Genomic DNA, 13009 nt, shown 5'->3' on the forward strand with positions numbered 1-13009 from the left:
GTGGGCAGGAGAGCGGGACTTATGGTCCCTTCTGTTTGTGCTGCACTGCAGCAAGAATAGCATTGCTGCGGGTGTCAACCATCATCAGAATGCAAACTTGCGTCAAGTTTCCGATGCGCTTGAACCGGACTCCGGGCTGTGTACATGTTCCGCAAAAGCGCTTAACACCTGGCTACGGTAGCGTTCTTTATGCAGGACCAGGGACAGGCGGCGCTTCAAATCCAGAAAAGGGGTGTCCAGGATGCGTAGTCGCTGATTGGCAACAGCATCCAGGGTAGCTGCCTGTGGCAGGCAAGCCAGGCCCAGTCCGGCGATGACCGCCTGTTTGATGGCTTCTACCTGACCCAGCTCCATCAGCACATGGCCGCCGGGCAGCACATTCAAGGCTTGTTCGGTCAGCGCTCGGGAGGCCGAGCCACGTTCGCGCATGATCCAGCTCATGCCCGCAAAGTCCTGTTTTTCCAAGGTGGCCTTGGTAGCCAGCGGGTGATCAGGGGCGGCGCAGACGACCAGCGCATCTTCGCGCCAGATCCAGGTTTCCAACTGAGGGTGATTGACCGGGCCTTCCACGCAGGCAATGTCGCAGTCATGTTCCAGCAATTGATTGATGATGTTGGCCGTGTTGTCCACGGACACATGCAGGGACACGCGCGGGTGCTGGCGCACAAACTGCCCCACCAGATCCCCAATCAGATAGTTGCCGACGGTATTGCTGGCCCCGATGCGGATTTCACCACGCAACTCGCTTTCTTCCTGCTGGCTTTGCATCTCCCGCAGGCGCTCCAGAATTTCGCGAGCGTGCGGCAGCAATTGCTTGCCGCGGCTGGTCAGCTGCATGCGCCCTGGCGTGCGTTCAAAAAGGGGACAGTCCAGCTGCTTTTCCAGCTCGGCCAAAGCCATGCTGGCGGCAGGTTGGGACAAGTGAATCTGGGCTGCGCAAGCACGCACGGTGCCCAAGGTGGCAATGCCTACGAACACTTCCAGTTGTCTGATGCTGATCGCATTCATGATAAATAAAATTGATACTTACGATAAGTAATAATGAATTTTTTAATACTCGGGGTCAACCTAAAATTACTTTTACTTATTACATATCTGGAATGACGAGATGAGCAGTGTGACCGATTTACCAGCAGGAAGCACGACCCTGAAGGCACAGGGCAAATCGGGTTTCTCTCTGAAGCCGTCGCGTTGGTGGGGTTTTTTACTGGCGGTGGCCGTAGGTGTTGCGGCTATGGGCCTGGGCAAAGTGTGGCCTTTGATTGGCGGTCCGGTTTTTGCGATTGTCTTGGGCATGGTACTGCGTAACAGCATGGGCGTGGCTACGGTGTTTCAGCCCGGTTTGCGCTTTTCGTCCAAGGTATTGTTGCAGTGGTCGATTATTGGTCTGGGTTTTGGTTTGAGCCTGCCGCAAGTGATGCGTACTGGTATGGATTCGCTGGCGGTGACCCTGGTGACCTTGACGGTGGCGTTTGTGACGGCGCTGGTGCTGGGCCGAGCCTTGGGGATTCCTTCCAAGCTGCGCACCTTGATTGGGGTGGGGACGGCGATTTGTGGGGGCTCGGCCATTGCAGCGGTCACGCCCATTCTCAAGCCTGAGGAACATGAAACCGCACTGGCGATTTCCACCATCTTTATCTTCAATATTGTGGCTGTGCTGATTTTCCCCTTGGCCGGTCACATGATGAATATGTCCGATGCCGGTTTTGGAGTGTGGGCGGGAACCGCCATCAACGATACGTCTTCGGTAGTGGCTGCAGGCTATAGCTACAGCCGTCAGGCGGGCGACCACGCCACTATCGTCAAGCTGACTCGGGCAACCTTGATCATCCCGATTTGCCTGATTCTGGCGGGTCTGGAAGTGTGGCGTTCGCGTCAGGCTGGTCGGGACTTTGACTTGATGCGTGTGTTCCCCTGGTTCATCGTCTGGTTCATGGTGGCCTCGGCTCTGCGCTCGCTGGGTTGGGTGCCGGTGGAGTGGCTGGAACCGCTGCGTTTTCTGGCTGAGTTCCTGATGGTGCTGGCCCTGGCAGCTATCGGTTTGTCTTCGGACTTGCGTGTGATGGCCCGAGCTGGCGTGCGGCCTGCCTTGCTGGGCTTGGGAGTCTGGATCGCGGTAGCGGTCAGCAGTTTGCTGGTACAGCGTTGGATAGGTGTCTGGTAAGACAGGTATGTAAAAAGCCCCTGTCAGTGGAAGATAACTTTCACTGACAGGGGCTTTTTTGTCGCCGGGCCGTCCCAAGACAAAAACTCCCCCTCGGGGGGCAGCAAGCCGAAGGCGTAGCGTGGGGGCTTTTTTTGTCGCCGGGCCGTCCCAAGACAAAAAGCTCTCCCTCGGGGGGGCAGCAAGCCAAAGGCGTAGCGTGGGGGCTTTTTTTGTCGCCGGGCCGTCCCAAGACAAAAAGCTCCCCCTCGGGGGGGCAGCAAGCCAAAGGCGTAGCGTGGGGGCTTTTTTTGTATGTGGGCTACTGGTTTAGACGAACCAGGACGCCGGGCTGCGATTCAGCGCCACGCCTACGATATAGGCAAAGATGGCAATCGCAATCAGGGCTGCCACGCCGCGGCTAAAGGCGGTTTTACCGCGCTTGATGGCATAGCTGCCCACCACGATGTAGACCACCAGCAGCACAATCTTGGTCAGCAGCCAGGGCTGGTTGGCGGCTGCGCCCAACATGCCGGCCAGCGCCAGACCACAGACCAGCAAGACGGTATCGATGACATGCGGGGCAATGCGCACAAAGCGATTCTGCAAACAGGATGATCCGCTGACTGACCAAAAGGCCCGAATAATGAAAAACAAAATGCTCAGCCCGGCGGCTGTCATGTGCAAGTGTTTGATGGCCACGTAAGTCATGCCTGTTATTTCCTTCTGAAGTTCAGGGTGCAGAAAAGGGCAGTATACGCAGGCTGAGCCTTAAAAGTTTTTCTACGTCCGAGCCTGTGTCTGCCCGGACGCAAAAAACAGTCGTATTCAAAGCAGATTGACGGGCAGTTTCAGATAGATCTGACCATTGCTTTCTGGTTCGGGAAAGTGTCCGGCGCGGATATTGACTTGAATGGAAGGTAGGATCAGGCGCGGCATGCCCAGGGTTTTATCGCGTGCGCGGCGGCGCTCGCAAAACTGTTCCTGGCTGATGCCGTCGTGTACGTGGATGTTGCCGTCCTTCTGCTCCTGAACCGTGCAGTGGAACTGGGGCTCCCGTCCTTCAGGCGGATAGTCGTGGCACATGAACAAGACCGTATCTGCGGGCAGGGCCAGCAGGCGCTGGATGGATTCATAAAGCTGGCTGGCGCTGCCGCCCGGGAAGTCGCAACGGGCGGTACCGACATCGGGCAGGAACAAGGTGTCGCCCACAAATACGCCCAGACCTTGAACGTGATAGGCCATATCTGCCGGTGTGTGACCGGGCACGTGCAAAGCCTGCACCTGAATGGCGCCGATCTGGAACGGTTCCTGATCCTTGAACAGCGTATTGAAGGGTGTGCCGTTGGCCTGAATTTCGGCCTCTATATTAAAGATGCGGCTGAACGTGGACTGCACTTGCTTGATGTGTTCGCCAATGGCTATTTTCCCGCCCACCTGTTCTTGCAGCCAGACCGCAGCGGACAGATGGTCGGCATGGGCATGGGTTTCCAGAATCCATTGCACCTCCAGCTGATGCTGGCGCACAAAGTCCACGACCTTCTGGGCAGACACGGTGCTGCTGCGGCCGGATGCGGCGTCGTAGTCCAGCACCGAGTCAATGATGGCGCATTCGCGTTGATCTTCGGCATAAACCACGTAGGTGAACGTGGACGTGTCCGTATGAAAGAAGCTGGCGACCTGGGCTTGGAGCATGTCAGACCTCTTGTTGCTTATAAAATATGAAAAGATATTATATAATAATATATATTGTATTTTTGTAGAACGTTATGAATCAAACCGAACTGGAAGCCCTGCGACAGGTAGCGGGCCGAGCCAGCAGCTTGCTGGGCAGCCTGGCCAACCCCGACCGCCTGATGATTCTGTGCACTTTGGTGCAGGGCGAATGCAATGTGGGGGAGCTGGCGCAGCGCAGTGGAATTTCACAACCTACTTTATCCCAGCAATTGACGGTTTTGCGGCGCGAAGAGCTGATTGCCAGCCGCAAAGAGGGCAAATACGTCTATTACCGCCTGGAAAACCCGGCGGTGCTGGCTGTCATGCAAACTTTATATGGAATTTTTTGTGCCTCAGGAGGCATTGATGATCGCAATTGACTGGAGTTCCTTTACCCCGTGGAGCGCCTTGTTTGGCGGTGCCTTGATTGGTTTGGCGGCCGCTGTGCTGGTGCTGTTCAATGGTCGGGTGTTTGGCATATCCGGCCTGCTGTCGGGCACCTGGAGCGGGGAGGCGGGTGACAAGGGCTGGCGCTGGATGGCCTTGTTGGGCCTGGCGGCGGCACCTTGGCTGTACCGCCTGGCCGGGGAAACCGTACCTGTCGTGCAGCCGCAGCCCTGGATGTGGGTGGTGGTAGCCGGTTTGCTGGTGGGGTTCGGAACCCGTTTGGGTTCGGGGTGCACCAGTGGTCATGGTGTGTGTGGTTTGTCGCGTTTGTCGCCCCGTTCTTTGGTGGCAACACTGACGTTTATGGCCAGCGGCTTTCTGACCGTGTTTGTCTTGCGTCATCTGATCTAAGGGGCCCGCCATGCACTATTTCATCGCTTTAGTTTCCGGCCTGATTTTTGGCTTGGGTTTATTGATTTCTGGCTTGGCCAACCCCAGCAAGGTGCTGGCGTTTCTGGATCTGGCCGGAGCCTGGGACCCGTCTTTGGCATTGGTAATGGCCGCGGCAATTGCGGTGGCGATTGTGCCGTTCAGTCTGGCCCGCCGTCGTCCTTGTGCTTTTGTGACTGGCCAGCCCATGAATCTGCCCAAGCAGCGTCAAATAGACCGTCCTTTGGTGTTGGGTGCTTTGATTTTCGGCGCTGGTTGGGGTGTGGCAGGTTTCTGCCCCGGACCGGCCATTGTGCTGGCTGCGTCGGGCGCACCGTTGGCTATTTTGTTTCTGGTCGCGATGCTGATCGGAATGTGGGCGGCAGGGCGGGTGCGTGGCTAAGGACCACGTCACACCGCCTTAGCCCAAATGGGTTGTGGGAGCCGGGACTTGATCCGGCTCCATATTCACCAATCCCTGCAAAATGCCGCAATGCTCCAGGCCACCGGCCTGTCCGCAGCGGTGACGCAGTTCAATCAGTTGTTTTTGCAGGTGTTCCAGCTCGGCAATGCGTACGGCCACATGCTCGATGTGTTCATCCAGCAAATCGTTGACCGGGGCGCAGTCTTGCGCTGGGCCGTCCATGAATGCCAGCAGGCCGCGAATTTCTTCGTGCGTCATATCCAGGCTGCGGCAGTTGCGAATAAAACGTAGCCGTTCCAGGTGGATACTGCGGTACAGGCGGTAGTTGCCCTCGCTGCGCTCCGGCTCGGGCAGCAGCCCAACTTTCTCGTAATAGCGGATGGTTTCCGTGTTGCAGTGGCTTTTTTCCGCCAACTCACCAATTTTCATTGCTTGGCCTCCAAAGGGCTTGACCTTGTAGTTACTTTAGGCTTTCTACTGGTCCCATGCAAGAAGCGAGGAACTGCTATGACATCAGCTAACAACACATCAAAGCTCGGCGTGGGGCAGTGCACAACATCAGCCTGCCAGACCGAGCACGTACATGACCATAGTCATGATCACGACCATGCGGCGGGCGATCACAGCCACGAGCATAGCCATGATCACGATCACAGCCATGCAGAACAAGCGTCGCACTCCCACGAGGGGGCGTGCTGCTCGGCACCCGCATTTGGCCCATCGGTGACCTTGGCGGCCAGTACCTCCACTCGTCTGGTCGTGCATATTGCTGATATGGACTGCCCGGCGGAAGAGAACATGATTCGCTCCGGCCTGAAAAAGCTGGATCAGGTACAGAACCTGGGTTTTGACCTGATGCAGCGTGTTTTGACCGTAGACCACGTGGATGGTGCCCGTGACAAGGTGCTGGGTGCGTTGCGCGGCCTGGGCTTTGAACCCCGCATGGCCGATGAAGAGCCTGTGAAGCAGGTATCGCCCAAGCAAGGTCTGATTCGCATTGCCGGCGCCGTGGTGCTGGCTTTGGCCGCCGAGATCAGCCACTGGCTGGCGGCCCCAGAGTGGCTGGTGATTGTTCTGGCTCTGGCCGCGATTCTGTCCGGCGGCGTGCAGGTCTACAAGAAGGGCTGGATTGCGCTGCGTAATGGTCAGCTCAATATCAATGCCTTGATGAGTATTGCCGTTACCGGCGCGGTACTACTGGCCCAATGGCCTGAAGCCGCCATGGTGATGTCCTTGTTCAGCCTGGCTGAGTGGATTGAGGCTCGTTCCCTGGACCGCGCCCGTAATGCGGTGGACAGCCTGCTCAAGCTGGTTCCGGATGAAGTGCTGGTCAGTGCCGATGGCAAGGATTGGCAGCGTGTACCGGCCAATCAGGTGCAGGCAGGCTGGCAAGTACGCGTGGCCCCCGGCGAGCGTTTTGGCCTGGATGGCAAAGTTCTGCAAGGGCTAAGCACGGTTAACCAGGCTCCTATCACGGGTGAAAGTGCCCCCGTGGACAAAGCGCCCGGTGACGAGGTTTTTGCAGGCACCATCAATGGCATGGGCGAATTGGTGTATCAGGTCCAGGCCGCGCATGATGAAACCTTGCTGGCCCGTATCACACGTTCGGTTCAGGAGGCCCAAGCCAACAAGGCTCCGATTCAGCGCTTTGTCGACCAGTTCTCCCGCATCTACACCCCGCTGGTTGTGGTGGCAGCGGCCTTGATGGCTGTGGCCTTGCCCTTGATCTGGGGGGTGAGCTGGTCGGAGTCCGTGTACCGTGCTCTGGTTCTGCTGGTGATTGCTTGCCCTTGCGCCCTGGTGATTTCCACGCCTGTGGCCGTAGTCAGTGCCCTGGCCAGTGCCGCACGTGCCGGTATTTTGATTAAAGGTGGCGTGTATCTGGAGCGGGCTCGTCAGTTGCGGTACTTGGCCGTGGACAAGACCGGCACCCTGACCTTGGGCGAGCCTTCCTTGAGCGAATATGGCAGCCTGCGCCCAAGCCTGTCGGATAGCGAAGTGCTGGACATGGCCGTTGCTCTGGCCGAGCGTTCGGATCATCCTGCCTCGCAAGCGATTGCCCGTGGCCGTGTGGCATCGGGTCTGGTGCGCCTGGATCAATTCGAAGCTTTGGCGGGTAATGGTGTGCAAGCACAAGGCACGACTGGTCAATTGCGTCTGGGCAAGCGTAGCTGGGTGCTGGGGCAGAACAAGGCTGAGTCCAGCCAGGCCGAGCAGCAAGCGGTAGAGAGCGCTGCCACCATGGTGTATCTGGGTGACGAGCACGGTCTGCTGGCCTGGTTCGCCATGATGGATACGCTGCGTCCCACCACCAGCCAGGCGATTCGCGATCTGCAAGCGCAGGGTGTTCAGGTGGAAGTGCTTTCGGGCGACCACGAGCAAGCCGTGCGTCATGTCGCCCAGCAAGCCGGAATCAAGGATTTCCGAGGTGGTTTGCTGCCACAGGACAAGCTGGACCGTATCGAGGAAAAACTGGGTAACGGTTTGGTGGCGATGGTGGGTGATGGCATCAATGATGCACCCGCCCTGGCTCGTGCCGATGTGGGTATCGCGATGGGAGCTTTGGGTTCGGACATTGCGATCGAGACCGCTGACGTGGCCTTGATGGACGATGATCTGGGCAAGATTGCCTTGCTGATGCGTCAGTCTCGAGCCTTGCATGCCGTGTTGTGGCAGAACATCAGCCTGGCTTTGGGTATCAAGGCCGTGTTCCTAGTGATGGCCCTGACTGGCCAGGCCACCATGTGGATGGCCGTGTTTGCCGACGTGGGTGCAAGCTTGCTGGTGGTGCTGAACAGTTTGCGTTTGCTGCGCGCCCGCAACCCTTGAACTCCGTGTTCGTTGTCACTGAGCCCCACCTCTTTGAGGTGGGGCTTTTTTTATCGCTGGGCCGTCCCAAGGCTCGGCGCCCCCGGTAAAAAGCGCCCCCTCGGGGATGAGCCTGGACACACAGTAGTCCATTGCGGCCTGCTGTGTGCCAGGCGAATCCGAGCGGCATGCAGGCCGCGAGGTGGAGCGCAAGCCGCAGGCGCAGCGTGGGGGCCTTTTTATGCCGCGTCAAATAAGCCCATCACTAACGTGAAGTTTTTTTGACACGCAGTAGTATCATTAAGGCTTCATTTGGGTTGAGGCCCTGCTTGTTTCTCATCTGTGTCGAGCAGGCTGGGCATGACAAGGACGCGCGATGATTGCACTGCTGGAAGCGGGTCGAGCCGGACTCCTGGGGCGAAAACACTGGCTAAATAACCTGTTGGCTGGTTTGGTGGTGGGGGTGGTGGCCTTGCCGTTGGCCATGGCCTTCGCCATTGCCTCCGGGGTCAAGCCCGAGCAGGGTTTGTATACCGCCATTATTGCTGGTTTGGCGGTGTCTTTATTTGGCGGCAGCCGGGTGCAGATTGCCGGGCCGACGGGGGCCTTCATTGTCATCCTGTCCGGGGTGGTGGCCCAACATGGGGTGGCGGGCCTGCAAATTGCCACGCTGATGGCCGGGGTGATCTTGCTGCTGCTGGGCCTGCTGCGCCTGGGAGCCGTGATCCGCTTTATTCCCGATCCGGTCATCGTGGGTTTTACCGCCGGTATCGGGGTGATCATCTGGGTGGGCCAATGGCGGGACTTTTTTGGCCTTCCCGTCGTCGAGGGCCAGCACTTTCACGAGAAACTCTGGTTCTTGCTGCAGAACCTGCCGTCCCTGGATTGGGCAACCACACTGCTGGGGCTTTTGTCTCTGGCGATTCTGATTGTCGTGCCCAAGATCCCAAGTCTGGCGCGTTTGCCCGGACCGCTGGTGGCCCTGGTGGTCATTACGCTTATCCAGGCGATTTTCCGTTTTGAGTCGGTGGCCACTATCGGCTCCAGCTTCGGTGCCTTGCCCAGTGGTTTGCCGTCGTTTCAATGGCCGGAAATTACGCTGACTCGCGTGGTGGAGCTGATCGGGCCTGCGTTTGCAATTGCCATGTTGGGTGCGATTGAGTCCTTGCTGTCCGCTGTCGTGGCCGACTCCATGACAGGGACCCGCCACGACTCCAATCAGGAATTGGTGGGCCAAGGGATTGCCAACGTGCTCTCGCCCTTGTTTGGCGGAATTGCGGCTACCGGGGCCATTGCCCGTACCGCTACCAATATCCGTAATGGCGGTGACAGCCCCATTGCCGGCGTGGTGCATGTCATTTTCCTGGTACTGGTTCTGCTGTTGCTGGCCCCGCTGGCGGCTTATATCCCGCTGACGGTGTTGGCGGCCATTCTGTTCATGGTGGCCTGGAATATGAGTCAGGCCAAGCTGGTCCTTCGCCTGCAGCGCCGTATGCCTACCGCTGACTTGTTCATTCTGTGGGTGACGTTCGCCCTGACGGTATTTGCGGATCTGGTGGTAGCCGTCAATATTGGGGTGATTCTGGCCATGTTGTATGTGCTCAAACGCACCTCGGATGGGGTGCAAGTGCGGGCCTTGGAAGGCCGCCGTTTACAGCGGGCACTGGATTTGTCCTTCAGCCAGGAGTTGCGCCAGGATATTTCGGTGCTGACTCTGGAAGGACCGTACTTCTTTGCCAGTGTGGAAGCGGTGAATCGTTCCTTGCTGACGGTGCCGGAGCAGGTTCGGGCCGTGGTCTTGCGCCTGAATTACGTGCCTTTTGTGGATGCGACGGCCATGCAGGCTTTGGAGACTGCCTTGGCGGAGCTGGAACAGCGCAATGTCATGGTGGCGCTGTGCGAGGCGAATGAAAAAGTGGGTCGCAAGCTGATTCGCATGGGTCTGTTCAAGCAGATTCACGCGCATCGCGTTTTTGATAGCTTGCAGAATGCGTGGGAAAGCGTCAGCGAGACCCTGGACCATCAGGCCGTCAAGCAAAAAGAAACGGCCACGCCGGAAACGGGAGCGGCAACGTAGGCCTTGATGCCTTGCTTGTCTGCCCTGAAAGAACTTGATAGTGAACAATCCCCTCGTGAAAAGCGGGGGATTGTTGTTTGGTGCCGGGCTTGGCAAGGGTGAGCCCGGCTTTTGAGCTTAGTTTTTTATTTCATTAAGCACCGTACGAAAGCCCACATGCTGGGTAGACATGGTGGTTTCCTGGGGTTGCCGTGAAGCTGGGCGATAGCGTACGCAGAAGTTCGCCGCACACAGAAACGAGCCGCCCTTGATGACGCCTGTTGCCGGATTTCCTTTGGCATCCTTTATTGCCGCGAGAAGGGGTTTGGGCACCAGGGGGCGATGCTGGGGCTGCCATGCACTGCGTGTCCATTCCCAGACATTGCCGACCGAATCCCACAGGCCATAGTTATTGGCCGGGAAGCAGCCTACGGGGGCGGTGCCTTCGTAGCCATCGCGCAGCAGGTTCTGGGCGGGGAAATTACCTTGCCAGGTGTTGGCCATCAAGCGGCCGCGCACTTCAGGCGTATTGCCCCAAGGGTAGGTAGCGCCTTCCAGTCCGCCGCGCGCTGCAAACTCCCATTGCTCTTCGGTGGGCAGATCGCGTCCCAACCAGCGGGCGTAAGCCAGCGCATCCTCGTAGGCGATATGGACGACGGGATGATTGTCACGGCCGTTCAGATTGGTATCGGGACCACCGGGATGCCGCCAGTTGGCACCCGGCACCCATACCCACCAGTTGTAATTGCTGGGAGGGGCATGTTGATCGTGCCCATCGTGGTGATCGTGATCATGCGTTGCTGCCGGTGGCGTGAAGACGGCGGATCCGGGCTGACGATACTGCTCGGGAACCTGAACATGCGGCGGAAATTCCGGCACCCGTTCCGCCTGGGTGACATAGCCTGTGGCCGCCACAAATTGTGCGAATTGGGCATTGGTGACTTCGTGCTGGTCTATCTGAAAAGCCTGGACCTCCACGGGATGTACCGGCTTTTCTTCCGGATAGCCTTCGTCGGACCCCATCAGAAAGCGCCCCCCCGGAATGGTGACCAAACCAGCCTGATTGGCGGCTCCTTGCCTGGCCGGGCCGAAGCCTGTTGGTATGCCGTTATAGGCTTGGCAATCGTGGGCCGGAACCGGAGGAGGGAGGGTATCGGAGCCGTCTGCCGTTGCAGGCAGCGGGGCTGCTGTCAGCAGCCCGCATACCGTCAGCAGTGCCTTGGCTCGGGAGAGCTTAAAGGACTTCATCCAGATCCTTGTAGTAGTTCAGGCTGTTGCTGTAGCCAGGGCGCGAAGCCAGACCTTCAAAATCCTCCACCCCGTTGCGCTTGGCATATTGCTCGTACTCGGCAATCAGTTCTTTCAGCTTTTCAGGATGTTTTTCGGACAGGTCATTCAGCTCGGAGCGGTCTTCGACCACATTGAACAGTTCCCAGCGGTCTTTGCCCCACGGTGCATTGGCGTACACGATTTTCCAGTCACCCACGCGCATGGCGCGGCGGCCATTCAGCTCCCAGCCTTGGCGGAAGGTTTCATGGACCTGATCGCTGCGACCGATCAGCACATCCACCATGGAGTTGCCTTGCATGGGGATGACCTGGCGGCCACGGTACTCGCCCTTGGGCTGTTCGATCTGGGCCAAGGCCAGAATGGTGGGGGCGATGTCGGTTACGTGGGCCGGAGCGCGCACAAATTCGCCCTGACGCTTGCCACCGGGTACGCGCATGATGCTGGGCACCGAGATACCGCCTTCATACATGAAGGCTTTGTACAGATTGAAGGGCGTTGAGCCAACTTGCGCCCAGCCTGGGCCGTATTCCACAAAGGAGCCGGGACGGCCCGTGTTTTCATAGCTGTTATCACGATGTTTGTGGGCCCAGGCGCGGGTTTCACCTTCATCGAGCACGGTATTGCCGTCGGCACCGTTATCGGACATGAAGATGACGACGGTGTTGTCGTACTGGCCGGTTTGTTTCAGGTGCTCGATGACACGGCCAATCTGTGCATCCATGGCTTCCACCATCGCGGCGTAGACCGCCATACGTTTGCTTTCAACACGTTGCTGTTCAGGGCTTAACTCTTTCCAGCGTGGCCAGGCCGGATTGCCCACATAGCCTTGCATATCCTGGGGCACCAGACCCAGCTTCTTCATGCGTTCCAGACGTTCCTCACGCAGCACGTCATAGCCTGCGTCATAGCGGCCTTCATATTTACGTATGTATTCCTCGGGCGCGTGCAAGGGCCAATGGGGAGCCGTAAAGGCCAGGTAGGCGAAGAAAGGCTGGTCCTTGCGCTTGTCCGCATCGATATAAGACATCAGGCGCGAGGCAAAAAACTCGCTGGAGTAGAAGTCTTTGGGCAGTTGCACTTCCTTGCCGTTCTCGCGGTACAGGGCAACCGGTGCTTTATTGGCATCAAAGGTGATGATGCCGCTTTGGTCAAAGTGGCTGGCGCCGCCGTGCATCAAGGCGTAGGACTGGTCAAAGCCGCGATTGGGTGGGGCGACTTCCTCTTTCACGCCCAGATGCCACTTGCCCGCCATATAGGTGCGGTAGCCATTGTCTTGCAGGACCAGGGGGAAGGGCAGGGCCTGGTCGCTTAGAAAGCCTTCGTAGCCGGGCAGGGCGCGCTGCTGGGGCGTCATCAGTTCGGCCATGCCACCAAAGCCAACCTGGTGGTTGTCCGCGCCGGACATCAGCATGGCGCGGGTCGGGGAACAGAAAGGGGAAGCGTAAAAGTCAGTCAGGGCTACGCCGTCTTTGACCAGGGCATCCAGGTTAGGGGTGGAAATTTCCCCGCCAAACGCGCCAATGTCTGAGTATCCCAGATCATCGGCCACGATCAGCAAAATATTGGGGCGTTGTGCCTCTGTGGCTGCGTGACTGCTTAGCGTACAGGCGGCCAAAGCCAGGCCCAGCAAGTTGCGCAGTAAATAGCTAGTTTTAGTGCGTCGCATTTTCTTGTGTCTCAATCTAGTTATGTTTATAGGTAGAACGGATGTGTAGACAGAGCCAGCAACAATGGCCTCACACTTTTGATCTGAGCC

12 protein-coding genes are annotated in these 13009 nt (G+C 58.1%); 6 read left to right on the forward strand and 6 right to left on the reverse strand.

Translation table 11 applies throughout. The annotated features are described in order from the left end of the window. Positions 1-102: 102 nt before the first annotated feature. Positions 103-1008 carry a LysR family transcriptional regulator gene (locus NIZ92_RS05960; protein ID WP_254002846.1) on the reverse strand — a complete coding sequence of 302 codons (906 nt, stop codon included), beginning with the start codon at positions 1006-1008 and terminating at the stop codon, positions 103-105. 100 nt (positions 1009-1108) lie between these two features. Here NIZ92_RS05960 and NIZ92_RS05965 point away from each other — a divergent pair, with 100 nt between their 5' ends. Beyond that, positions 1109-2164, forward strand: coding sequence for a YeiH family protein (locus NIZ92_RS05965; RefSeq protein ID WP_060186834.1), 1056 nt, complete (start codon positions 1109-1111; stop codon positions 2162-2164). A gap of 309 nt (positions 2165-2473) precedes the next feature. Here the strand turns inward: NIZ92_RS05965 and NIZ92_RS05970 are convergent, their stop codons facing one another. After that, positions 2474-2854: a SirB2 family protein gene (locus tag NIZ92_RS05970; protein WP_060186835.1), complete on the reverse strand. Its 381-nt coding sequence runs from the start codon at positions 2852-2854 to the stop codon at positions 2474-2476. A 117-nt stretch (positions 2855-2971) separates the two neighbouring features. Next, positions 2972-3838 (reverse strand): MBL fold metallo-hydrolase, encoded by an 867-nt coding sequence (locus tag NIZ92_RS05975; RefSeq protein ID WP_254002847.1) that lies wholly within the window; start codon positions 3836-3838, stop codon positions 2972-2974. Positions 3839-3912: 74 nt separating this feature from the next. Between NIZ92_RS05975 and NIZ92_RS05980 the strand changes: the two genes are divergently transcribed. From NIZ92_RS05980 to NIZ92_RS05990, 3 genes are read left to right on the forward strand one after another with little or no spacing between them, the layout of a single operon-like run. Beyond that, a complete protein-coding gene (locus NIZ92_RS05980) occupies positions 3913-4239 on the forward strand; it encodes a helix-turn-helix transcriptional regulator (protein WP_254002848.1) in 327 nt (108 codons plus the stop codon). Further along, on the forward strand, positions 4229-4657 hold the full coding sequence (locus tag NIZ92_RS05985; protein ID WP_026484580.1) for a YeeE/YedE family protein: 429 nt from the start codon (positions 4229-4231) through the stop codon (positions 4655-4657). The genes NIZ92_RS05980 and NIZ92_RS05985 overlap by 11 nt, the downstream gene beginning before the upstream one ends. Before the next feature lie 10 nt (positions 4658-4667). Next, a complete protein-coding gene (locus tag NIZ92_RS05990; RefSeq protein WP_009455401.1) occupies positions 4668-5078 on the forward strand; it encodes a DUF6691 family protein in 411 nt (136 codons plus the stop codon). Positions 5079-5096: 18 nt separating this feature from the next. Here the strand turns inward: NIZ92_RS05990 and cadR are convergent, their stop codons facing one another. Then, positions 5097-5528: a Cd(II)/Pb(II)-responsive transcriptional regulator gene (cadR, locus tag NIZ92_RS05995; RefSeq protein ID WP_021446839.1), complete on the reverse strand. Its 432-nt coding sequence runs from the start codon at positions 5526-5528 to the stop codon at positions 5097-5099. A 78-nt stretch (positions 5529-5606) separates the two neighbouring features. Here cadR and NIZ92_RS06000 point away from each other — a divergent pair, with 78 nt between their 5' ends. Both NIZ92_RS06000 and NIZ92_RS06005 read left to right on the forward strand, forming a co-directional pair. Further along, positions 5607-7928 (forward strand): cation-translocating P-type ATPase, encoded by a 2322-nt coding sequence (locus tag NIZ92_RS06000; protein WP_254002849.1) that lies wholly within the window; start codon positions 5607-5609, stop codon positions 7926-7928. Positions 7929-8283: 355 nt separating this feature from the next. Then, the gene (locus tag NIZ92_RS06005) at positions 8284-9984 is read left to right on the forward strand and encodes a SulP family inorganic anion transporter (protein ID WP_203144962.1); all 1701 of its coding nucleotides are present in this window, start codon (positions 8284-8286) and stop codon (positions 9982-9984) included. Positions 9985-10101: 117 nt separating this feature from the next. On the opposite strand, the gene NIZ92_RS06010 is transcribed toward NIZ92_RS06005, so the two are convergent. Further along, positions 10102-11211: a formylglycine-generating enzyme family protein gene (locus NIZ92_RS06010; RefSeq protein ID WP_254002850.1), complete on the reverse strand. Its 1110-nt coding sequence runs from the start codon at positions 11209-11211 to the stop codon at positions 10102-10104. Beyond that, complete coding sequence (locus NIZ92_RS06015) at positions 11198-12919, reverse strand: arylsulfatase (RefSeq protein WP_254002851.1); 1722 nt, start codon at positions 12917-12919, stop codon at positions 11198-11200. Before NIZ92_RS06015 ends, NIZ92_RS06010 begins: the two co-directional genes overlap by 14 nt. Positions 12920-13009: the final 90 nt, after the last annotated feature.

Source organism: Alcaligenes sp. 1735tsa3 (assembly GCF_024134565.1).
Classification (GTDB): domain Bacteria; phylum Pseudomonadota; class Gammaproteobacteria; order Burkholderiales; family Burkholderiaceae_B; genus Alcaligenes; species Alcaligenes phenolicus.